At 72.0% G+C, this 22957-nt stretch carries 19 protein-coding genes and 2 pseudogenes; 5 read left to right on the forward strand and 16 right to left on the reverse strand.

Translation table 11 applies throughout. The features are described from left to right. The coding region (locus MXD60_RS23570; RefSeq protein WP_248821528.1) for an HNH endonuclease at positions 1-1004 on the forward strand (1004 nt) is incomplete at its 5' end. Positions 1005-1018: 14 nt separating this feature from the next. Here MXD60_RS23570 and ftsX read toward each other — a convergent pair. After that, the gene (gene ftsX / locus MXD60_RS23575; RefSeq protein ID WP_248821550.1) at positions 1019-1891 is read right to left on the reverse strand and encodes a permease-like cell division protein FtsX; all 873 of its coding nucleotides are present in this window, start codon (positions 1889-1891) and stop codon (positions 1019-1021) included. After that, positions 1891-2688: a cell division ATP-binding protein FtsE gene (gene ftsE / locus MXD60_RS23580; protein WP_248821529.1), complete on the reverse strand. Its 798-nt coding sequence runs from the start codon at positions 2686-2688 to the stop codon at positions 1891-1893. The genes ftsX and ftsE overlap by 1 nt, the downstream gene beginning before the upstream one ends. Positions 2689-2951: 263 nt before the next feature. On the opposite strand from ftsE, the gene MXD60_RS23585 reads away from it, so the two are divergent. Together MXD60_RS23585 and MXD60_RS23590 are read left to right on the forward strand one after the other, a co-directional pair. Continuing rightward, positions 2952-3134 (forward strand): hypothetical protein, encoded by a 183-nt coding sequence (locus MXD60_RS23585; protein ID WP_248821530.1) that lies wholly within the window; start codon positions 2952-2954, stop codon positions 3132-3134. A gap of 127 nt (positions 3135-3261) precedes the next feature. Continuing rightward, entirely contained in the window at positions 3262-4290 is a 1029-nt protein-coding gene (locus tag MXD60_RS23590) for a PQQ-dependent sugar dehydrogenase (RefSeq protein ID WP_248821531.1), read from the forward strand. On the opposite strand, the gene cobA is transcribed toward MXD60_RS23590, so the two are convergent. The 3 genes from cobA to prfB form a co-directional block, all read right to left on the reverse strand. Then, complete coding sequence (cobA, locus tag MXD60_RS23595) at positions 4287-5048, reverse strand: uroporphyrinogen-III C-methyltransferase (RefSeq protein ID WP_248821532.1); 762 nt, start codon at positions 5046-5048, stop codon at positions 4287-4289. The two genes, MXD60_RS23590 and cobA, sit on opposite strands and share 4 nt — an antisense overlap. Before the next feature lie 145 nt (positions 5049-5193). Beyond that, positions 5194-6021, reverse strand: coding sequence for a polysaccharide deacetylase family protein (locus tag MXD60_RS23600; RefSeq protein ID WP_248821551.1), 828 nt, complete (start codon positions 6019-6021; stop codon positions 5194-5196). Positions 6022-6548: 527 nt separating this feature from the next. Continuing rightward, entirely contained in the window at positions 6549-7649 is a 1101-nt protein-coding gene (gene prfB, locus MXD60_RS23605; protein ID WP_248821552.1) for a peptide chain release factor 2, read from the reverse strand. 842 nt (positions 7650-8491) lie between these two features. Here prfB and MXD60_RS23610 point away from each other — a divergent pair. Then, positions 8492-9622, forward strand: a complete 1131-nt coding sequence (locus MXD60_RS23610; protein WP_248821533.1) for a hypothetical protein — start codon at positions 8492-8494, stop codon at positions 9620-9622. On the opposite strand, the gene MXD60_RS23615 is transcribed toward MXD60_RS23610, so the two are convergent. The 10 genes and pseudogenes from MXD60_RS23615 to MXD60_RS23660 form a co-directional block, all read right to left on the reverse strand. Then, positions 9564-10001 carry a pilus assembly protein TadG-related protein gene (locus tag MXD60_RS23615; protein WP_248821534.1) on the reverse strand — a complete coding sequence of 146 codons (438 nt, stop codon included), beginning with the start codon at positions 9999-10001 and terminating at the stop codon, positions 9564-9566. The two genes, MXD60_RS23610 and MXD60_RS23615, sit on opposite strands and share 59 nt — an antisense overlap. A 269-nt stretch (positions 10002-10270) precedes the next feature. Further along, the gene (locus MXD60_RS23620; RefSeq protein ID WP_248821535.1) at positions 10271-11212 is read right to left on the reverse strand and encodes a TAXI family TRAP transporter solute-binding subunit; all 942 of its coding nucleotides are present in this window, start codon (positions 11210-11212) and stop codon (positions 10271-10273) included. Next, complete coding sequence (locus MXD60_RS23625) at positions 11209-12747, reverse strand: sensor histidine kinase (RefSeq protein WP_248821536.1); 1539 nt, start codon at positions 12745-12747, stop codon at positions 11209-11211. The genes MXD60_RS23620 and MXD60_RS23625 overlap by 4 nt, the downstream gene beginning before the upstream one ends. Before the next feature lies 1 nt (position 12748). Then, the gene (locus MXD60_RS23630) at positions 12749-13411 is read right to left on the reverse strand and encodes a response regulator transcription factor (protein WP_248821537.1); all 663 of its coding nucleotides are present in this window, start codon (positions 13409-13411) and stop codon (positions 12749-12751) included. A 1153-nt stretch (positions 13412-14564) separates the two neighbouring features. After that, positions 14565-15008, reverse strand: coding sequence for a hypothetical protein (locus tag MXD60_RS23635; RefSeq protein ID WP_248821553.1), 444 nt, complete (start codon positions 15006-15008; stop codon positions 14565-14567). 143 nt (positions 15009-15151) lie between these two features. Further along, the gene (locus MXD60_RS23640; protein WP_518468552.1) at positions 15152-15586 is read right to left on the reverse strand and encodes a TadE family protein; all 435 of its coding nucleotides are present in this window, start codon (positions 15584-15586) and stop codon (positions 15152-15154) included. Beyond that, complete coding sequence (locus MXD60_RS23645; RefSeq protein ID WP_248821538.1) at positions 15570-15842, reverse strand: hypothetical protein; 273 nt, start codon at positions 15840-15842, stop codon at positions 15570-15572. The genes MXD60_RS23640 and MXD60_RS23645 overlap by 17 nt, the downstream gene beginning before the upstream one ends. Before the next feature lie 14 nt (positions 15843-15856). Continuing rightward, positions 15857-16807, reverse strand: coding sequence for a type II secretion system F family protein (locus MXD60_RS23650; protein WP_248821539.1), 951 nt, complete (start codon positions 16805-16807; stop codon positions 15857-15859). Positions 16808-17016: 209 nt separating this feature from the next. Further along, positions 17017-17871 (reverse strand): annotated as a pseudogene (locus MXD60_RS23655) (type II secretion system F family protein); the annotation flags it as partial. Continuing rightward, positions 17871-19154 carry a TadA family conjugal transfer-associated ATPase gene (locus MXD60_RS23660; protein ID WP_248821541.1) on the reverse strand — a complete coding sequence of 428 codons (1284 nt, stop codon included), beginning with the start codon at positions 19152-19154 and terminating at the stop codon, positions 17871-17873. The pseudogene MXD60_RS23655 and the gene MXD60_RS23660, both read right to left, overlap by 1 nt. Positions 19155-19771: 617 nt before the next feature. Between MXD60_RS23660 and MXD60_RS23665 the strand changes: the two genes are divergently transcribed. Beyond that, positions 19772-21196 (forward strand): PAS domain-containing protein, encoded by a 1425-nt coding sequence (locus MXD60_RS23665; protein ID WP_248821542.1) that lies wholly within the window; start codon positions 19772-19774, stop codon positions 21194-21196. A gap of 105 nt (positions 21197-21301) precedes the next feature. On the opposite strand, the pseudogene MXD60_RS30490 reads toward MXD60_RS23665, so the two are convergent. Beyond that, positions 21302-22909, reverse strand: a pseudogene (locus tag MXD60_RS30490) (helix-hairpin-helix domain-containing protein); the annotation flags it as partial. Positions 22910-22957: the final 48 nt, after the last annotated feature.

Consider the following 22957-nt stretch of genomic DNA (forward strand, 5'->3'; position numbering starts at 1 on the left):
ACCGCCTCGTCGCCGCCGCCCACGCAATCACCACCGACCCTGCCACCCAACGCGACACCCGCCGCCTCACCCTCCGCACCGAACCCAACGGCATGCTCCGCCTCACCGCCGTCCTACCCTCCGACGACGCCGCCCTCATCCTCACCGCCCTCGACGCCGCCCACACCAGCCTGAACGACACCACCCCACCCGACCCCGACAGCGGCCCGCCACCCACCGACCCGCAGCCCAGGCCCGCGGCCCGCAACCGCACCAATGACGCCGACGCCCTCGTCGCCCTAGCCGACGCCTTCCTCCACCACCGCGCCCCCACCCTCCACAGCAACCCCCACACCCTCAACATCCACATCACCCATCCCGACCCCGCCCACACCGACAGCACCGGTCCCGACGACAGCGACGATCATGGTGTTCCGCCGCGCACCACCCCCACCAGGACCCCGCCCGCCGGAACCACCACCATCCGCGGCCGCACCCTCGGCCTACCCGCCGCCGTCCTACGCCGCCTCGGCTGCGACGCACACTTCCGCGCCCTCCACACCGACACCCACCACAACCCCCTCCACCTCGGCCGTCGCCACCGCCACCCCACCCCCCGCCTCCGCGACGCCGTCTACACCCGCGACCACGGCCGCTGCCAGTACCCCACCTGCCACCACACCCGATGGCTGCATATCCACCACCTCATCCCCTGGGAACAAGGCGGGCTCACCAACATCGACAATCTTGTCGTCGTCTGTGGCACCCACCACCGCGCTCTGCACGACCACCACCACACCCTGCACCGCAGACCCGACGGCACCATCACCGTCACCGATCCCCACGACACGACCATCCTCACCACCAACCCGCCAGCGCACCCCGCCACCCACACCACCGCCGAAACCGCCTTCACCACCACCACCAGCCACATCACCCCCTCCACCATCCACACCCGCAGCGGCGGACCCCTCAGCCTCGACGACTCGCTCTTCGTCCTCTTCCAACGACGAAAGCCGCTTTAGTCGGCTGGGGAGCCCTAGACGCGCAGGTGCCGGCGCAACGCGATCGATGCCATCGCGGCGGCGGCGAGCACCCCGGCAGCGACCACGGCGGCCGCCGACTGCCACACCGCCGGCCAGCCGAACAACGGGAACGCCGTCTGCCGAGAGAACTCGCCGTCCACCAGGAACACCTTCGCCGCGACCAACGCGCCGCCCGCGAGAAGGCCGCCGACCAGGCCGGCAACCGCGCTCTCCAGCATGAACGGCGCCCGGATCGTCCCGTTGGACGCGCCGACCAGTTTCATGATCGCGGTCTCCCGCCGGCGGCCGTGCGCGGAGATCCGGATCATCGTGTAGATCAGCGCGAAGGAGGCGAGCGCCTGCACAGCGGCGAGGGTGAAGGCGCCGATGGTGAACGCGTCGAGGAAGCGGTACAGCGGATCCAGCAGGGCACGCTGGTCGCGGACGGCCTCCACACCGTCAAGGCCGGTGTAGCCCACGACGACGTCACGCGACTGCCGCGGGTCGGCGAGGGTCAGTCGCAGCGCGGCGGGCAGGTCATCGGGGCCAACCCCCGCGAGGACGTCCGGCGAGCCGCGGAAGTCATGCCGAAACCGGTCGAAGACGTGCTGCTTGCTCTCGTAGCGGACGCTGACGACGGCCGGGTCGCGGCGCATCTCGTCCTCCAGCGCTGAGCGCTGAGCAGGGGTGATGTCGTCGGTGAGGTCGACGACCACCTCCAGTTGGCCGAGCAGGTACTGGTCGATGGTGTGTACCTGGGCCCGCAGCAAGAGGCCCGCGCCGAGCATCGCGAGGCTGAGCGTGACCGTCACGATCACCGCCGCGGTCATCGCCAGGTTGCGCCGCAGCCCCGTCCAGAGCAACGACGCGAGTGGACCCGGGCGCATCAGGCGGCCGGTCCGCGCGAGGGCGCCGCCCACGGGCTGCGTTCCCGTGCCGGTGGCGTCGCCTGGACAGGGACGGCCGACGGCGGGGCGGTGAGGGGCACCAGCTGCGGCTGGGTCTGGTCGTAGCGACCCTCCGGCTCGTCGCGGACCAGAATTCCCTCCCGCAGTTCCAGCACGCGGTGTCGCATCGCGTCGACCAGAGCGGCGTTGTGGGTGGCCATGACGACGGTGGTGCCGGCGCGGTGCACCGTGTCCAGCAGGCCCATGATCTCGAGGCTGGTGGCCGGGTCGAGGTTGCCGGTCGGTTCGTCGGCGAGCAGTACCCGCGGGCGCCCCACGAACGCGCGGGCGATGGCGACCCGCTGTTGTTCGCCGCCGGAGAGTTCGTCGGGATAGCTGGCCGCCCGGTCGCCGAGGCCGACCAGGTTGAGTGCCTCAGGGACGACGCTGCGCACGACATGCCGGGGACGGCCCACGACGTCGAGGGCGAAGGCCACGTTGGCCGCCACGGTCCGGTTGGGGAGCAGCCGGAAGTCCTGGAACACGCAGCCAACGGCCCGGCGCAGCCGTGGAACCCGCCGGTCCGGAATCCTGGCGACGTCCAGGCCAGCGACGACGACCCGCCCGCCGCTCGGCCGCTCCTCGCGCAGCAGCAGCCGGAGCAGGGTCGACTTGCCGGAACCGGACGGTCCGACGAGGAACACGAACTCCCCCGCGCCGACCGTGGCAGTGACGTTACTCAGGGCGGGTCGGGCGCCGTTCGGGTACCGCTTGCTCACCGAATTCAGAACGATCACCGAACCATCCTCACGTCAAGCATTGCTTCACATGCATTCCGTGACGGAGATGGTAGGGGGTGGCCGGAACCGGGCCACGCGGGCGCGCCCGGCAGGCGTCTGACAGGCATCAGGTGCCCGTGGTCGGGTAAGTGATGGTCGAGGGCGGGGCGCAGGGCCACGCGCGGGCGTAACGTGGGCTTGGTCGATCGTTCGATGCACGCGCCGACAGGGGCCCCCGGGCCTCGACCGAAGTCATGTGTCGCGGTGGGAAGGAGGCGGGCATGGGCAGCGAAGACCTGGTCTGCGCCAGCTGCTCGGGGCTCGTGATCGAGGGCCGGTGCCCCACCTGCCGCGCCTCCCGGGAGTACCTGCGACGCTCCTCGCCGCTGTCTCCGCAGCTTGTGTTCACGATCATCGCGATCGTCATGGTGCTGGCCGCGCTCGCGGTCCGGCACGCCAGCTGACCGGGTGGGCCGGCCCTTCGGGCGCCGACCCGAGGCGCGCCTGCGGATGGCCGCGGCACTCGCCCTGGCTACCGCGTTGACGCTCGCCGCCTGCGGCGGCTCGGATTCCGCATCGGCTGGAAAACCTTTGCCAAGTCCGCTCCGGGCCGGTGCGGGTGACGCCGGCACCGCGACTGCGAACGGGGCGGCGCCCCAGACGCGGACGGTCGCCGACGGCCTGGCCGCGCCGTGGGACATCGCCTTCTTACCGTCCGGCGAGGCGCTCGTCAGTGAGCGCGACAGCGGCCGGATCCTGCGGCTGCCGGTCGGCGGCGGCACGCCGAGCACGGTGACGACGCTGCCCGGGGTGGTGCACCAGGGCGAGTCGGGCCTGCTGGGGCTCGCGGTGTCCCCGACCTTTGCTCGTGACCAGCTTGTCTACGCCTACTACACGACGTCCAGCGACAACCGGATCGTTCGCTTTCGACTGGACGGCAACCACGCCGAGGCGCCGACCCCGGTCCTCACCGGTCTCGCTCACGGCGTGATCCACAACGGCGGCCGCATCCGTTTCGGCCCCGACGGCCTGCTGTACGCGGGCATTGGCGACACCGGGGTGCGCGCCAACGCGCAGATTCTCGCCAGCCGTAACGGCAAGATCCTGCGGATCCGACCCGACGGCACCATCCCGGCGGACAACCCGTTCCCCGGGTCGCCGGTGTACAGCCTCGGCCACCGCAACGTGCAGGGGCTGGCGTGGGACTCCGCCGGGCGGCTGTGGGCGTCGGAGTTCGGCCAGGACCGGTTCGACGAGATCAACCTGATCGTGCCGGGCGGGAACTACGGCTGGCCGGTCGTCGAGGGAGACGGGGACACCGACGGCGGCCGGTACCGCCGGCCGCTGGCGACCTGGCCGGTCGCGGACGCGTCACCGAGCGGCATCGCGATCCGCAGCACCACGATGTACGTCGCGGCGCTGCGCGGCCAGCGGCTGTGGGAACTCGACCTGGCCGGGGCGACGGTGCGAGGCACGCCACGGGCGGTACTCAACGGCGTGGACGGCCGGCTGCGGGCCGCGGTGTCCGCTCCCGACGGCTCGGTCTGGGTACTCACCAACAACACCGACGGACGGGGCGATCCCAAGCCGGGCGACGATCGCATCCTCGCACTGCGCTAGATCACGCCGATCCGATCTCGCAGGGTCACCACGTCGCCGATCACGATGACGGCGGGCGATGCGATGCCGGCCTCGTCGGCGAGCCGGGCGATGTCCGCCAGCGTGCCGGTGACGACGGTCTGCTCGGGTGTTCCGCCGGCCTGGATCACCGCGGTCGGGGTCTCGGGGCCGCGGCCGCGTTTCACCAGCTCGCCGCTGATCCCGGCGAGTGCGGCGACACCCATCAGCACGACGACGGTGCCCGGACCGGCAGCCAGCGCGTCCCAGTCGACGGTGGAACCCGGATGGGACGGGTCGACGTGCCCGCTGACGATGGTGACGTCCTGCGTCAGCCCGCGGTGCGTGACGGGAATGCCGGCCAGTGCTGGAACCGCGACCGCGCTGGTCACCCCGGGCACGATCTCGCAGGGCAGGCCGGCGGCGGCACAGGCCAACGCCTCCTCGCCGCCGCGGCCGAAGACGAACGGGTCGCCGCCCTTGAGCCGCACGACCCCGAGGCCACGCCGGCCGCGATCGACCAGGACGGCGTTGATCTCGTCCTGGGTCAGGTTGTGCCCGTGCGGGGCCTTGCCGGCGTCGACGATCTCAGCTCCGGGCCTGGCCTCTGCCAGCAGGTCGCGGGGAGCCAACCGGTCGACGACGACCACGTCCGCGATCCGCAGCAGGTTCAACCCGCGGACGGTGATGAGGTCGGCGCGTCCCGGGCCGCCACCGACGAGTGCCACCCAACCGCCCGGCGATCTGTCCACGTCGGTCACCTCCGCCTGCCCGCCACACCCATCACACCCGGGGGAACCCGTTCCCCCAGTGTGCGGCCTGACCAGCGCATCCGGGGGCGAACGTGAGCGAGCCGCACGTCCGCGGGCAACCGCGGGCCGCGCGGACCTGTCCTCGGTACCGCTCTCAGGCGCCGTGGCCGAGCCGCCGGCGGGCCGCGCGATAGGCGCGCCAGCCGGAGCGAAGCCCCCGCCGGGCGCTTGCCAGCGCGTCGCGGTGGCCGTGTTCCACCATCTGCAGGATCTCGTCGGAACCAGCCGTGCGATCCACCACCAGGCGGCTGATGGCGAAACGCGACTCGACCGGCTGATGCAGGCGATATCCGATCTCGCAGGCCGAGTCGAAACCGGCCGCGGCGACGACATGGCGAACTGACGCGCAGTGGTATCCGAAGGGATAGGAGAAACTGTCCGGGCTGCGGCCGGTCTTTTCCTCGATAGCGCGCCGGCTGGCCGTCACGTCATAGCGGGCAATGGCGGTCGGGACCACGTCTAGTTCGAGGTAGCGGTGTCCGTGCGAGCCGAGTTCCACGCCTTCGTCGGCGAGCGCGGCGAGATCAGACCAGTCGAGCAGCGGAAGATTGCGCTCGCTGTATCCGTCCAGCCAGGTGGCCCGCCGCCCGGCAAAGGCCGTCGGGATGTAAAGGGTGGCGTTCGCCCCGGCGGTCTGCAGCGCCGGCAGCGCCGTGCTGACGAAGTCGTCGAACCCGTCGTCGAAGGTGATGGCCACCTGCCGCCGGAGCGGATGCGCGAGCGCATCGGTGAGGCCGGTGAGGTGGTATCCGCTGGCGACGAGCGCGCCAAGCTGCTCGGCGAACGTACCGGGCGGGACCTCCCAGCGGCGGAAGTCGGCGCTCACCGAGTCACCCACGCTGTGGTACATGAGGACCGGCAGAGGGATCGTGAACGCTTCGCCGGGTACGCCCGACGTGGTGCCTGGAAGCACGGTCGCCATGGTGGTCACGCCGCACCCATGCCCACTGTGGCCGACACCATGCCCGGATCGGAGTAGTTATTTCCGTCCATACACCTGTATATATCGATTTGCGGGGACACGGGCCGATCTCCCTCCGCGACGACGCATCTTGGACGACCAGGTGACACGGACGAACATCCCATCAGGTGCAGCAGTGCGCAGATCGGGCAAGGAGACCGGAACTAAAACATCGAACGGTCCGCGAACTACCCGGGACTCTACACGCGCATACCGGGCGTGCCAATGGCTTCGACAGATCAACCGGGTACGCCGCGTGTGCACCGGCGGAACATCGCCGCCCACCTCCGACGCGACACCCGGTCAGGGCCGATAGGGCGCCGCGGTCCGCACGGTCGATAAAGCGGGGTAACACGGATGGGTGGCGCGCGGCCCGAACCCACCGACTCGCCGTAATATCGGGCCGCACGCCAATCGAAAGGCTTTCGTTTCCATCGGCGCGAATCAGCGCGATTCGGGGCAGACGTGGCCGCGGGTGCGGGGAGTTGTCACCCCTGGGTCTCGGCGGCCCGCCGCCACCGGATTTCGGCGTCGATGAAATCGTCGATATCACCGTCGAGCACGTTGCCGGTGTTCGAGGTCTCGGTCTCGGTCCGGAGATCCTTGACCAACTGATACGGGTGCAGCACGTAGTTGCGGATCTGCGAACCGAAGGACACGTCCTGCGGGCCGCCGGTAAGGCGCTGCTTCTCCGCGGCCTCCTCGGCCCGGCGACGCTCGAGCAGCTTCGCCTGCAGCACGATCATGGCCGCCGCCTTGTTCTGAAGCTGGCTGCGCTCGTTCTGACAGGTGACGACGATGTTCGTGGGCAGATGGGTGATGCGGACCGCCGAGTCGGTCGTGTTGACCCCCTGGCCGCCGGGGCCGGACGACCGGAAGATGTCGATCCGCAGGTCCTTGTCGTCGATGTCGACGTGGTCGGACAGCTCGACGGCCGGCGTCACCTCGACCCCGGCGAAGGAGGTCTGCCTACGGTTCTGGTTGTCGAACGGCGAAATCCGCACCAGGCGGTGCACGCCGTGCTCGCTGCGCAGCGTGCCGTACGCATAGGGCGCCTTGACCTGGAAGGTCGCCGACTTCAGGCCGGCCTCCTCCGCTTCTGAGGTGTCGAAGACCTCGGTGGGGTAGCCGTGCCGCTCGGCCCAGCGCAGGTACATCCGGAGCAGCATCGCCGTCCAGTCGGCGGCGTCGACGCCGCCGGCACCCGCGGAGAGCTGCACGATCGCGTCGCGCTCGTCGAACTCCCCGGACAGCAGCGTGCGCACCTCCAACGCGGCGATGTCCGCGGTGAGGGCGGGCAGGTCGAGGCTGGCCTCGGCGAGCAGCTCCTCGTCCTCGAGCAGGACGGCGGCATCGATGTTGTCGAGCCGGCGCCGCAGCCCCTCGAAGCGCGAGATGTCGCCGCGGACGGCGGACAGCCGCCGGGTCACCGCCTGCGCCCGATCCTGGTCCGACCAGAGGTCGGGATCGGCTGCCTCCCGCTCGAGGCCGTCGGCACGGCGGCGCAGCCCATCCAGGTCGAGCACGGACTCGATGCCGCTCAGCGTGGCATCAAGCTGTTTGATCTCCTCGGGCAGATCGGCGGCCATGTCGCTCACCTTACCGGGCACCTGACCCGATGACCGACCTAACCGATCTTGCCGCAGTTCGCGCCGCACCGTGCGAGCCCGCCAGGCGGCCGGACGGCGCCGCGCCAGGACCCGCGCGGCCCGTCTTCGGCGGGTCCCCGACCCGCACCCCCGCCGCCAGCCGATGATCTGAGTACCCCACGACGACGGTTTACCCACAGCAATGATCCGCACACGTAATGATTGGGGTCGTCGAGCCCGGAGCGTCCGCTCCGCCGGTATCCGGAACCCATCGCGCAGCCGCCGGGCGGCAGTCGTGAAAAATCACGTCGACGAAACATGCAATGACTTCTCGACACCACCTCGAAACATGACAGCGGGATAGATCGCCATTTCCACCGAGCAACTTCCGTACCGCCGACAATCCGGACGGTAGTCACCTCCGGGCCCATGCACACCAGTCACCGGACGAAGCTTTGGATGGATCGGAGACGAGACCTGTCCCACATCGCCCCGCGCGCGGATCGCGCGCCCCCGCGACGCGTGAAGGATATCTTTGGACCCGGCGATTCATCGGTGAATTCGCCGGCCGCCCGGTACTCCGCAGACATCACGATGTCGTCGGCCGACCAGGGCATCCGCGGCAACTCCGCCGAACACCGGCAGGCCGCGCCGCCGATAGGGATGAACAGCGCCGGAACGCAGCGTGGAAAGCGGAGGAAGGCCGCCGTGCGGACCCAGACCAGTCGCCCGACCAGCCCGATCGCGAGGTTGTCCCTGATGGTGCGCCATCCCGTCGCCGCCGGCCGCCGCCGGCCGGATCGCGGCGCGATCCATCCCGCTGGTCCCTGGAGGAAATCCTCGTGCCCGAGGTCTCTGACAGACGGTCAGTGCTGGTTGCCACCGGTCTCGCCGCGGTCGGCGTCATGACTCCGGCCACCGATGCCCTGAGCTCGGACGACCCCGAGGAGCTGCACGACGTCTGCGTCGCCGCGCTCGACGCCGTCGTGGGCGCGTACGAGAGCAGCGAACTGCGCGCCACCGCGGCGGTGCTTGCTCCCCTGGAGCAGGCCACCCGCGCGGTGCCGCGACAGCACCGGCTGCGCGGCCGGGTCGCCCTCGACTGGATGCGCCTGCACGCCGCCGTGACGACGGCCGCGGCCGCGGCCGCCTATGACCGCGGCCGGCACGCCGACGCCGCCGCCCGGGCCGACCGGGCTGCGGCGCTGGCCCGCGCCGCCGGCGACGGCCCGCTCGCCGCGCGGGCGCTGGCCCTGCGGGCCCGGATGGTGCGCCCGCACAGCCCGGCGGTGGCCCTGCAGATCGCCGGGGTGGCCGCGCGGATCGCCGGACACAGCCCGACCCGTGCGCTCATCGCCGGCAAGGTCGTCACCAGCGCGTGTGCGGCAACCGGGGACGCCGCGGGAGTGCGCAGCGCGGTGGCCCGGGCCTGGCAGACCATGGAGCGGCTCGACGACGCGCAGTTCGGGTCGCCCGGCTTCGCCCTGGACACCTACTCTCCCGCAGATCTCGCCCTCGCCTGCGCCGAAGCGCTGACGACGGTGGGAGCCGCAGACGAGGCCACGCCTCATCTGGAACGCGCCGAGACGCTCCTCGCCGGCTCCGGCCAGACGGGGATGGTGGTGTCGGTGCACATGGCGCAGGCTCGGGCGGCGCTGGCCCGGGAGTTTCCCGACCGGCACGAGGCGGCCAGCCACGCCGTCCGGGCGGTGGCGCTGTCCGCGGATCGCCCGGCGGAATGGCTGGCCCGGCTCGTGCGGGACGTGTCGGTCCTGGCGGAACAGCGCACCGGCCAGGGCCTGGACGATCTGGTCGACACCACCACCCCCTGGCTGCATCGCGAGCCGGAGGTCGACGTCCGCCCCACGGTGACGCTGCCGAAGGCCAGGTTCGGTCTCACCGGCCCGCGTGGCGTCATGGTGCAGCGGGCTGGCGGACCACCGACTGTGCCTGCGCCCCGGCCCGCACGGTGACCGGGCCGATGCCGAGGTAGCCGACGACCGGCAGGTCGACGGCCCGCGTTCCCTCCACCCGCACCGTCCCGGCGTCGACGAGGCTGGAACTGAGGGTCGTGTGCCCGCTGGGATCGGCCTGCCGCTGGTACTGGTCGACCGTGTCGGTGATGTCGGAGAGTGGAAGTTCGTGCAGTGCGCCGCGGGCGGAGTAGACGGCGTTCTCGTCGATGCGCTGCGCTGCGGCCAGCGCCGCGCCGTCCGCCGCCGAGGCCACCGAGCGCCGGGCGAGATACACCACCGACGCGTCGGTCACGACGATCACGAGCATCACCGCGACCATGAGATAGCCGAGGGTCAGTATCAGGATCGTTCCGCTGTCGGCCGCGTCGCCGGCCATCTCCGACGGCCCGGTTCCGCCTTTGCGGTTCGCTCTCAAGCCGCAGGTCAAAGGCATGAGCGACTCCCAGTCCGAGCCACCGAGCGCGACCGGGCGGCGTCTCGCGCCGAACGACCCTCCCGCGACGTTCACATCATACGAGAATCCCGTCCGCATCGATCATCGGGTCCGGACAGCGTGAACAGAAACGTCGGTGAATTCCGCCAGAATCCCGTCGGCCAGGCAGCGGAATCCAGGCTGCCGTCCCGCGGGTGAGAATGCGGGAGCAGCTAACCGCGTAGCGCCCGGTAGGTGGCGGCCGCGGCGGGGTGCAGTGGCAGGGGCTCGGTGTTGATGAGGTTGCCGACGTCGAGGTACTGGGTGCCCCGGGCCTGCGAGGGCACCAGTTGGCCGGCGTGCTCGACCAGCACGCGGACGGTCCGGCGAACCGCCGAGTCCGGCGTGCGCGATCCGGTGACCAGCAGGTTCGGCACACCGACGGTGCGCACGGCGCCGGCGGCGCGGTAGGTGCCGACCGGCAGGGCGATCTCGTTGTAGTAGCGGCCGTACCGGGCGCGCAGGTCCGGGACGTAGCCGCCGAGGTCGATGAGGCGGATGCCCCACTGCTGGTCCGCCTCGGCGAGAACCGGAGTGGGCACGCCGCCGGACCAGAGCATCGCGTCGATCTCGTTGTCCCGCAGGGCGGCGACGGCATCCTTGAGGGCCAGGTGCCGCGACTGGCCGAGGACCACCCCGGCGGTGGCGAACAGCCGCTCGCCGAACAACGCGGCGCCGGAGCCGCTCGCGCCGAGCGACACCACCCGACCGGCGAGATCCGGCAGCGACCACACCGGGCTGTCGGCGCGCACGACGAGCTGCATGTAGTTCTCGTAGACGCGGCCGAGGGCGGACAGTTTCACCGCGCTGCCGAAGTCGGGCGCGCCGATCCGGGCGGCGTCCAGCGCGTCGGCGAGGGCCAGCGCCAGGTCGGCCGTGCCGGCGTCGACCGCCCGGATGTTCTGGACGCTGCCCAGGGTCGGCACCACCCGGGCGTGCAGCAGCGGCTTGAGCAGGTTCGCGAACTCGATGTAGAAGCCGTCGGGTTCGCCGGCGGCGATCGAGATCTGCCGGTCACCGCTCGAGCAGGCCACGGTCGCCCCCGCCGTCGCGGTGGCCGCCGCGACCGCGCCGGCCGCGGTGCCGAGCAGCAGACGTCGCCGGGACAGGGTCACAGTGCCACCCCCCGGGCGGCCGTCTGGGCGGTGTCGCCGCCGCGGCGCCGGGACCGGCGGCGCAGCGCCCGTGGCAGCACGACCGTCGGCGAGGTGTCCGCCCGGGCCATGCTCGCCCCGGACCCGCCGCCGGTGGACCCGGTGGCGGACACGGGCGGCTTCGCACCGTCGGCGGTGGGCAGGTCGATCGCGACGGACAGCCCGCGGGGCACCAGCCGGGTCAGGATGAGACGCCCGCCGTGGTTGGTGGTCAACCGCTCCGCGATCGCGAGGCCCAGCCCGGAGCCGGCCACGTCCTGTTTGCCGCGGCGGAACCGCTCGGTCAGGTGTGGCAGCTCCGACTCGGGCACGCCCGGGCCGTCGTCGGCCACGGTGACCCGGCCACGCCGCGACGGCCAGCGAACAGCCGCCATGATCGTCACCGTGCCGCCGGGCGCGTACTTGATGGCGTTGTCGAGCAGGACGTCCACGATCTGCTCCAGATCCTGCTCGGTGCAGCGCAGCGGCACCGGGTCGGGCGAGGTCCGGTCGACGAGGGTGACGCCGTTGCGGGCCGCGGCCGGGGACCAGAACTCCACGCGTTCGCGGACCGTCTCGCCGGCGTCGCAGGATGCCGGCGCCGGCGGATGCGCGGCGAGTTCGGTGGCCGCCGCGTCGGCGACGGCCAGCGCCCGCATCCCGTCGAGCAGGACCTGCAGGCGGGCAGCCTCGTTGACCATGGAGCCGTAGGTGTTGCGGGCGCCCGCGGGCATCCAGCCGGCAAGCATGTCCATCCGCAGCCGCATCGCCATCAGCGGGTTGCGCAGCTGGTGGGAGGTGTCGTCGATGAGGGCGCGCTGGCGGCGGGCGGACTCGGTGACCGCGTCGGACATCCGGTTGAACGAGGCAAGCAGCGTGCGGACCTCCGACGGTCCCTGCGACGGCGGCACGTGCGCCGACTGAACGCCCTTGCCGACCGCCCGCAGACCGTGCTCCAGCTGGGTGATCGGCCGCAGCACCCAGCGGACCAGCAGAATGATCATCGTGGCGAACAGGACCGCGAAGGCCAGCAGGCCGAGCAGCACATGTCCCCAGATCCGGCCCACGTCGGCCGCGGCCCGGTCCCGGCTCGAGAGCAGCACCACCGCGCCGGAGACCTCGATGCCGTTGCCGACCGGGCGGGCGAACACCACCCGGCCCGACGACCACGGCCGGATGTCGGGCACGGCGGCCTGCCGCTGGTTGCGCAGCGCCGCGTCGATCGCCCGGGAGACGTCGCCGTCGCCGCCGAAGTCACCGCGGCGCACGATCGGCCGGCCGGTGGCGTCCACGACGGCGACAGCGTCGCCGAACAGGTCGGCGTGCGCGTCGATCTCCGGTTCGAGCTGGTCGGAGCCGGTCAACGCCAGTTCGGCGAACCGGTTGACGTCGGCGGTGCGGCGGCTGACAAACCGGTCGGTGCGTTCCGCCGAGGAGGTGTAGAGCAGCGGGACGGCGAAGGCGGCGAGCGCCGCGAGCCCCGCCGCGAACAGCACGATCAGCAGTCGCCGGCGCACCTCAGGTGCCCAACCGGTAGCCGAAGCCGCGGATGTTGTGCAGCGGGCTCGGCTGCCCGAGCTTCTTGCGCAGCTTCGACAGGTGCACGTCGAAGGTGCGCGACACCGCCACGTACGCGTCGCCCCAGACCTCGTCGAGCAGCTGCTCGCGGCTGACCGCCGCCCCCGCCTTGCGGGCGAGCACCGCGAGGATCTCGAACTCGATCTTGGTGAGCACCACCTCCTCGCCTGCGACGGTGACGAGATGGGTGTCCAGGTCGATCGCGATGTCGTTGACCTGCACCCGACCGGCCGGCGGCAGTCCCTCGTGCTGGGTCCGGCGCAGCACCGCCTCCATCCGGGCCAGCAACTCGTCCATCCGCACCGGCTTGAGCAGATAGTCGTCGGCACCGAGCCGCAGCCCGCGGACGATGTCCCGCTCGTGCGTGCCCTGCGCGGTCAGCACCAGCACCGGCGTCGACGCCAGCCGCCGCAGCCGGCGCAGCACCTCCAGTCCGCTCAGGTCCGGCAGCCCCAGGTCAAGCAGCACCAGATCGGCACCGCGGTGCCGCAGCAGCGCGTCCGCACCCCGGGTCACCCACTCCACCGGATGACCACGTGCGCCGAGCACATCCTTGATCGCCCCACCCACGCCGTGGTCGTCTTCGACCAGCAACACCCGCATTCACGCCTCGCTCCTTCAGCCGCGGCCAGGCCGCGGTAGCCCCTCCCATCTCGAATACGTAAAGAGCGGCGCCGACCAGCGAGCGGACGCCCGTAGGGGGACCGTGCCCCGCTCGGCGCGGGCACTTTACGGCTACCACAACGACGACGAAAACGGCCCGCGGCGCAACATCCGGCGGGCCGCCACCCCCACACTCCGCCCCCGCCCTGACGGGTGGACCGAGGTAGCCGAGCACGAAGAGCGATGACCGACACCGCACCCCGACTGTCACCCACAGCGAGCGACAAGGCTGTCACGAATTCGTCGACTCCCACTTGGGGGGCGAGGCAACGGAAGGCCCGAGCTAAGCATCGTCGGCCGGTCCGGGGGCGCCGCACGGTCAGTGCCCCGCGGCCGAGAGGCTCGGGACGTGCCACAGCGGGATCGGGTGATCCCAGCCGCCGGTGGCCAGGACACGACCGTCCGGCAAGGACGCCACCTGGAATGACCGGTCAACGGCGATCCGAGCGGACGTGGCGAGGCCAGGTCGGTCAGGTCCCACAGCTGGATCGTGGTGTCCTTCCCCGGCGGGCTTCGCCTGGCTGGCGCGGGCAGACAACGACCGCGGTGCCCGCGAGACGAGCCTGGTCGGAATGAACCACCAGACCGCGCAGGACACCCTCCAGGCCGGATCGGTTGTCACCACCGACAGTCAGATCCTGTTGCGATCCAAGAAACACACTGATCCGTGATTCCAGTGTTTCGCGTTCTCCACGGCGCTGAGCTGCGGAGGCGGTGATCCGGCGCAAGCGGAGGAACCGCGTCGGATCACCGCGCTGCTGTCGATCTCGCAGCAGCGTCGCGTGCACTGCCAGATCTGGTTGTTGGATCACCGTCCGAGTAGGTCTGGCGTTGAGGACGACCAAGGCGGTCCTTGACGCCGACGAGTGCGCTGCGGCGCACTGACCGTGCCACGCTGGCTCACGCTGGGTCGTCGTCGCTGCCGTCTCGGTGCGACTGGAGGGCCTGCGGTGGTCCTTCTGTAGAGACATCTGGTTTGCGGTCCGGGCCATGGACGTGACCAGGCCAGGTGACAGGGGCACCGAGGCCTTCCACGCTTCGAGGGCGCTGTGGCTGCGATCCGCGGCCATTTCACGAACCACACGAATCCATGCTATGGCTGGACATCCTGGCGGTTGGCGCGGAACCGGTCGATGACGACGGTGAACTGGCCGTTGACGGTGACGTCGGTGAGGCCGGCGAACAGGGCGCCGGTGCCGGGCAGGGCGGCGACTGTGCGGACGCAGACGACGAACGAGGCGCCTGGTTCGAGGGTTTCGGCGCCGTCGCCGGGGTTGCTGGCGCCGCAGTGGGCGCCCGCGGGGGCGAAGCGGACCTCTGGGGCGTCGGAGACGCCCTGGTCCTGAAGCGCCAGCGTCGCGGCCAGGCGGGCACGGTCGATGCCTTCGGACTCGCTGTCGGCGGTGGCGAAGGCGCGGCCGGCCTCGCGGGCGGCCTGCGTGACGCCGAACGCCGACCGCTGCACCGAGAACACCGACAGGAACAGATAGACGAACGGGATGAGCAGCACGATCGAAAGGCCGACGAACTCGATGATCGCCGAGCCCTCGTCCGTCCCTGGTGCGTCGCTGCCGCACCTGAACCGCCCCCAGACCAACGCGGACCAACGCCGGCGAACGGTCCGCAGGGCGGTCCGGGCTGCGGCGGCGTGGCCGTCTGCCGAGGTGGCCGGCGCGGAACTCACGGTTCCTCCTTCACCGCGTGGCCGGTGACGGTCAGGGTCACGCCGTCGCCGAGGGGGACGAGCACGAGCGGGACGACCACGCGGCAGGTGACCTTGACCAACGGCGTGCCCTCGCCGCCGGTCTCGTCCGTGCCCGTGCAGGTCGTGTCGGACCGGCCGGGGATCGTCCGGGCGATGAGCGCCTGCGCGTACGGGCCGCCGTCGCCCGCGGCAACCCCGAGGTTGGCGGCGTGGCGGGCGCCCTCCGCCGCGTCGGCCGCGAGGGTGTTGCGGACGTAGAGGAGCAGCCCGACCTGCAGGATCCCGAGGATGACGAACAGCAGCAGGGTGCTGACCAGGATGAATTCGACGACCGAGGAGCCCTCGTCCGCCGATGTCGGCGCGGGAGATGACAGCGTGGGCTGGGCCGCCCGCTCAGTTGCCGCCGCCACCACCGCCCCCGCCGACCCCGGACACCGAGTTGATCGCCGACGTGAACAGGTTCTGCAGCGCCGGCGTCGCCAGCGTGGCGATCGCGACGACCAGGGCCGCCGTCATCACGGTGATCATGACCCAGCCGGGGACGTCCCCGCGGTCCCGGTCGTGACCGGCCGCGTCGGCGGAGCGGGCGTCGACGCCCGCGCGCCACGCCAGCCATCTGGTCGTCAGCCACCTCGCCGTCATGGCCGGTGCGAATCGTCGTCCCATGTTCCCTCCTTCGGTCATTGCGCGATCACGGTGAAGCTCACCAGGGCCGGATAGAACGCGAAGATCACCGTGGTCGGCAGGACGAGGAAGACGACCGGGATCATCATGGCGATCTCCTTGCGGCCGCCGGCCTCCAGCAGCTGGCGCTTGCCGGCCTCGCGGGCGTCCATCGCCTGCGCCCGCAGGATGTCGGCCAGCGGGGTGCCGCGTTCGATCGCGACGGCCATGCCGTCGACGAAGCGGCCGAGCGGCGCGAGGGCGGTTCTCGCGGCGATGCCCTCGATGGCCTGCACGAGGGTCGCGCCGGCGCGGGCGTCGGCGAGGGCCAGGCGCAGCTCGCGGCCAAGTTCGCCCTGGGTGAGCCGGCCGACCCGCTCCAGCGCGCCGATCGCGGACTCGCCGGCGGTCACCGCGAGCGCCAGCAGCTCGGCGATGGTCGGGAACTCCAGCAGCATCTGGTCCTCGCGCTCGGAGATCGCGCGGGTCAGCCAGTAGTCCCGGCCCACCACACCGCCGGCGGCGCCCGCGACGATCAGCGCGACGCTGACCAGCGCCGGCGGGCCGATCCCGAGGAACGTGCGGACGGCCAGCAGGAAGGCGCCGATCAGCGCCCCGACGGCGGCGCAGATGACCTGCTGGACGCGGAACTCGTCGATGCCGGTGCGCCCGCCGGCCTGGGTGAGCCGGCGCTGCAGCGCCGCCCGGCCGCCGAGGAAGCGGTCGAGGCGGCCCGCGACATCGGACAGCAGCGGCCGGGCCAGCGCCTCGATGGCCGCGAAGCCGGGGTGGGCGGTCGCCCGCGGCCGGTCAGCGAGCAGCCGCGACGGGCGCGGGGTGTCCCGCAGGTACGGATCGATCCGGTCGGCGAGCTGGATGCGCCGCGCCCGCGGCGACCGGTAGATGACGATGACCAGGCCCAGGCCGACAAGCAGACCGAGCAGCGCCCCGGCGGCAACCATCGTCATGACCACTCTCCCTGACCGAGGCCCCACCCGTCGGTGCCCGGGCGGTCGAAGCCCGAGCCGGGTGACCCTGGGCTGTCGAAACCCGGAAGATCGAAACCTGGGTCGCCGGGGCCGAACGCGGAGCGGGCTCCGCCGGCGTCGGGACGAGGTGGGGCGCCGCCGCCGCCGGCCGCTGCCGGCTCGGGCGCCCCCACGGCCGGCGCTCCCCCGCGCAGCACCCGGCCCTCCTCGGGCAGCCGGCCGATCCGGCGCATCAGGACGTAGGCCAGCGCGGACACCCCGCCGCCGCCGGCGAGCACCAGCACGCCCGTCGGGCTGTCGTAGGCCTGCACGTTCTGGCCTCGGGTCGCCAGCAGCAGCAGGACGATCCAGGGCGCGGCGAGCGCGAGGCGGGCCGCGTTGACCGTCCACCCCTGGCGGGTCTCCAGCTCGGCGCGGGTGCGGGCGTCCTCCCGCAGGAACGTTGACAGCGTGCGCAACAGCCGGCCGAGGTCGGTGCCGCCGACCTCGCGGGCCATCCGGAGCGACTCGATGATCCGGTCGGCGACCGGATCGGCGAGCTCGTCGGCGAGCCGGTCCAGGCAGATCGAGAACGAGCCGGTGGCGCTGTAGTCCTCACCGAAGCGGGTGAATGCCGGGCGCAGCTGCACCGGGCCGCGCACCCCGACGGCGGCCAGCCCCTCGGGCAGCGACATGCCGGCCCGCACGGCGCTGGCCAGGTTGTCGACGACATCCGGCCACAGTTCCCGCAGGTCGTGCATGCGGGCGTTGCGCCGGCGCAGGACCAGCGCACGAGGCAGCAGGCTCGCGAAGACCGCGAAGGCGCCGGCCAACGCCACGGTTCCGGTCACCGCGAGCACGACCAGTCCGGTCAGCAGGCCGAACGCGGCGCTGATCGCGACGAACTGGCGGGGGTTCAGCCCGCGGATGCCGGCCTGGGCGAGCAGTTCGGCGGTGGTGTGCTCCCAGCGGGGCGTGGTGCGCGCGACGGCCTCGCGGCTGCGGCCGCTGCTGACGATGAGGAACAGGCCGAGGCCGAACAGCAGACCGAGGAAGATGCCCATCAGTGCTCCACGGCGATCTCGGGCCAGCCGCCGCCGTGCGGGCGGCGCGCCACGTCGTGCTCGCCCTGGCCGAGCAGGGCGGGCAGGTCGTAGCCGCTGCGGGCGAACCGGTCGGCGTGCGGTGGGTAGCCGTCGGCGCGGACCAGGCCCTCGGGGCGGCTGCGGTAGATCTGGGCGATCTCGACGATGTCGCCCTCGGCGCGGCCGGGCAGCGCGACGATCTCGGTGACGCGGCGGCGGCCGGAGGCGTCCTTGGACAGGTGGACGACGAGGTCGACGCTGGCGGCGACGGTCGGGACGACGAAGGCGTGGCTGACGTTCTCGCCGGCGAGCAGCGGCAGCGTGCACAGCTTCGTCACGGCCTCCCGGGCGGAGTTGGCGTGCAGGCTGCACATCCCGGGCAGCCCGGAGTTCAGCGCGATGAGCAGGTCCAGCGCCTCCTCCTGGCGAACCTCGCCGACCAGCAGCCGGTCCGGGCGCATCCGCAGCGCCTCCTTGACGAGGCGGCGCAGCCGGATCTCGCCGTTGCCCTCCAGGTTCACCTGCCGGGTCTGCATCGCGACCCAGTCGGGGTTGCGCAGCTTCAGCTCGAAGACCTCCTCGCAGGAGATCACCCGTTCCCGCGCGGGGATGGCCGAGCCGAGACAGTTCAGCAGCGTCGTCTTCCCCGCCTGGGTGCCGCCAGCGACGATGATGTTGAGACCGGCGACCACCGCTGCCTCCAGGAAGGCGGCCGCGGCGGCGGTGATCGTGCCCAGGCCGATCAGTTCGTCGAGGCTGGACGCGCTGAGCACGAACTTGCGGATGTTGATCGACCAGTGCACCCGGGTGACGTCCGGGATCACCACGTGCAGCCGGGAGCCGTCCGGGAGCATCGCGTCGACGAACGGCGTCGAGAGGTCGACCCGGCGCCCGGACGACTTGAGCATCCGTTCCACCAGGTCCTGCACCTGATCGGCGGTGAGAATCGTGGTGGTCAGCTCGCTGCGGCCGGCGCGGGCGACGAATACCCGACCCGGCTCATTGATCCAGATCTCCTCCACCGAGGGATCGTCGAGATGGCGTTGCAACGGCCCGAATCCGGCGACGGCGTCGTAGACAAGGCGGGCGGTGACATCCCGGTCGACGACCGGCGGCAGGTCACTGACGAGAACGCGTTCCTCATAGTCGCTGAGGACCTCGTGAACAAGCTGGCGGACCAGAGCGGGATCGCGCACGGGATCGAGGGAACGCCGCCGAACGAGCTCCCGAACCTCGTCCTCGACGAAGGATGTGGCGTCCATCCAGCCACCGCGTGCCACCGCCACGAAACCGCCGCTCCTCCGGCCACGCATCTTCCTTCGCCAGGACAATTACTACTAAGCGTAGAAAGAAGGTCACCGCTTATCAAGACCCAGACATCGGGACGGACCCAACAACGTTCGCACAACCCCCCACAGCCCGCTCGGTCGGGTAGGACACCGAGAGGTCACCGAGGGCACGGCGGCTCGCCCTGACCACCACTTACATCACTCTGCGTATCCACATTCCCGGTGCGGAACGGGGCAGCGTCCTCGCTGCGGGCACACATCCGGCGCGGCCGCGGGTGCACCGAGCGCCCCGGAAACGCCCGCGCGATTTCGGCCGCGAATCGGTCCGGAGGCGATAGCCTCTCGGCGGTCCCTAAAAACGTTCCCGTCATGCCACAACCGCCTGCTGGGTCGACCGGTGGAGCCTCCCCCACCCTGCCGATCTCACCCGACAGGCGACCAACACCTGTCTCGGGGGTCACTTACGTGTCCGGTCAGCCGTCGATATCTGGGCTCGTCCGCGGCCCGCGAGAAGCCCGTTCACCGAGTTCGGCGCCGCGCCCCAAGAGGCACCGCCGGCGCAGTGCGCCGCGCCCGAAAGGTGCGACCCGATGACCGGAGACCAGGATTCACGGTCGTCAGACATGTTCGACACGACCGCTTGGAAAATGTTCTGGCGAATTGTCGAAAACTGCCCGGTGGCAGTATTCGCGACAGACGTGGTGGGTCGCCATGTCTTTGTGAACCGGCCATGGTCCGAACTGACCGGACTCCCCCGCGACGAAGCCCTCGGGCAGGGCCTGGACCGGATCGTCCACCCCGAGGACGTCGCCACTGTCAGCCACCACTGGCGGCAGCTCATCACCCGCGGCGGCGGGTTCTCGCTCCAGATCCGGCTCGCCGGCTCCGGAGCCGGGCGGACGGCGACCCTCCAGACGGTCGAGACCTCCGCCGGCGACGGACTTCGGCGTTTCATCGGCACCCTCACCCCGGGTGGATCACCGCCTTCTCCGCGCGGTCCCGGCGCCGAACTGCTCGACGCCGAACTGCTCGGCCGGGGAATGCTGGATGACGACCCGCTCGACCAGGACTCCCTCGGCCTCGATCCCCTCGACTTCGACCCACTCGGCGAGGCGTCGCGGGATCTCTGGACCGGCGGACCGGGTGGCCTGCTGCCCGACGGGCCCGATCGGCACGGCATCTTCGACGGTCTCGGTGGCCGTGACCCGTTCGACGAGGCCGCCCGGGCGTTCGGCGGCTTCGAGGACGGGGCGTTCGGCCCCGGCGACCCCGGCGTGCCGCGATCCGGCTCGCGTCCGCCCGACCAACCCGATCTCGACTCGGCGGCGGCAGGTCGGCAGTGGACGGTGCCCCAGCCGCGCCGGCCGGTTCCGGGTGAGCCGACCCCCGGCCGGCCAGGGGTGTGGGAGGGCTCGGAGGACCGCGGGCCCAACTACCCGCGCGGCGCGCTGCCCCCCGGCGCCGAATGGCGCGCCGCCGTCGTGCTGCACCGGGACGAAGAGGCCGATCTCAATCCGGCCCGGGCCGTCGGCCCACCCCGTCCCCACGCGGACGGGGACTGCGGCTGCATGTTCGCCGAGATGCGGCGGATCGAGGACGCCTGTCGAGACCGGGAACGTTGGCTGACCACGCTGCTGGCCGAACTGACGACCGCCGTCCTCATCGCCGACCGGGACGGCGCCGTCGTCGCCGTCAACCAGCTCTACTGCGACCTGTTCGACCTGGCCGAGTCACCCGTCGACCTCGTCGGCACGGACTGCCGCCGGCACCTGCGCCCACGGGCCGGGCTGGTCGACGACCCGTCCGGTTTCGCGGCCCGGCTCGACACCCTGCTGCGGCGGCGCCGAACCCTGCGCCGCGAGGCGGTGATGTTCGCCGACGGAAGGGTCTTCGAACGCAGTCACGTCACGCTGACCGCGGCCGACGGATACCGCGGCCATCTGTGGCTCTACAGCGACGTCACCGACCGCCGGATCCTCGAAGCCGAGATCGAGGGGCTGATCTCGGGGCTGTGAACGGCCGACGGAGGGCGTGGCCGCCGGCCGGACCGGTGCCGGCGGCCCCCCCGGGGGGGGGGGGGAGGTGGCGGCGCCGTAGTGTCGGGCCTGAAGATCCTGGGCCTGACCGATCCAGTCGTCGGGAATGATGCGCTCGCCGAACCCGTCCAGGGCGGCCACCAGGCGCACCACGTCGGTGTCGCCCATCTGGGCGAGCTGACCGAAGGTCGTGATACCCAGGCCGCGCAGCCGGGTCTCGATCACCGGGCCCACCCCGACGATCTCCTTCAGGTTGTCCCCGCCGGCTCCGGCCGGATCGAGCAGTCCGTTCCAGCGCGGCGCGGACTCCATCACGACCCGGCCGCCGCCGGCCTGCTCGCCGGTCGCCCCGGCCGGGACCCGCGGGGTCGTTGCCGGGCCGGCGAGTGTCCTGGCCGGCGTGCCGGCAACCGCCGGCGGCCGCGCCTTCGTGGCCGCACCCGACGGCCGGGGCCCCGCAACCGCGACCTCGACGTCGACAAGCTCCGCGGCCACGCTCTGCGCCCCGGGCGCGCCCGAGGTGTCGGCCGGCGCATCGATGTCGGTGATGTCGGTGGGGGCGTCGAGCGGCGGGACCGGGCGGGTCGGTCGGCCCGCTCGGGCGGCGGCGACCCGGGCGGACGCGACCGCCCGGGTCGTGCCGACGAGCTCGGCGTAGTCGATGGCGGCCGCGTGCTGGACGCCGAACTCCGACTGTCGCGGGTGCGCGGCTGCCTCGGCTGCCGACTCGGCGGCGGCCGTGTCGCGCGGGTCGGCGATGCCGCTCTCCAAGGCGCCCTCGACCGCCGAGAGCCGGTTGAGCAGGCTGAGCCGCTCCGCGGCCCACTCGGCCTGGTGCCGGTCGAGCCGGGTGGTCATGGTGGCGACCTGGCACTGCGCGTCCTCGGCCTCCGTACGGGCCATGGCCAGCCGGGAGGAGAACTTGGCGGCCCGGCCCTCCGCCTCGGCGAGCTGCTGACGCAGCAGCTCCTTCTCGCGGGCGAGCTCGAGGACGATGGGCCCGGTCACCGGGTCCTGGGCCGGGTCCTGGGCCGGCGACGCCGCGCCGTCCGCGGAACCACTGGGACCATCGGCGGCCTCGACCCGGGACCGCAGCGCGGACTCGATCTCCTCGACGCGGGCGCTCGCGGTGGAGGCGTGCCGCTCCGCCGCGGCGATCCGCTGCTCGGCCTCGGCGGCCCGCTGTTCGGCGACGGCGAGGCGGGCGGCCAGGTCCGCCTTGTCCAACGCCGAGTCGTCCCGCTGCTGACGAAGAAGCTCGACCAGCTCGGCGACGGGTTCACCGGGACGCCCCACCCCGATGGGCAGCGCAATCGGCCCGGTGGTCGCCAGTTCGGCCCCGGGCATGCGGCCGGCGTCGGCCTCGGCGTCGTCGGCCGACGCGGGCGGCGGAGTCGGCGCGGGCGATGTCGCTGACGCGGGTGAGGACTCCGGGACGGACGCGGCCGCGCGCTCCAGCTCCAACACCGGGGTGTCCCCGGGCCATGCCTGTTCGGGCACTGCCCGCTCCCGCACCGCCCGCTGCTCGTAGGGCGCGGGTGGGCCACCGGCCGGGCGCTCGGCGGGCTGGCCGTCCTGGGCCTGACGCATCTGCCGGCGCAGCGGGGCGATCAGGAACACCCACGCCAGCGCGGCGCCAATGACCATCGCCACCAGCACATACGCCAGGATCTGCCCGACGAGGTACAGCATGGGCTGCCAGCCTCCTTACCGCGGGGGTCGGTCGAGAGAGCGCCCGCG

This window comes from Frankia sp. AgB32 (assembly GCF_023243045.1).
Classification (GTDB): Bacteria; Actinomycetota; Actinomycetes; order Frankiales; family Frankiaceae; genus Frankia.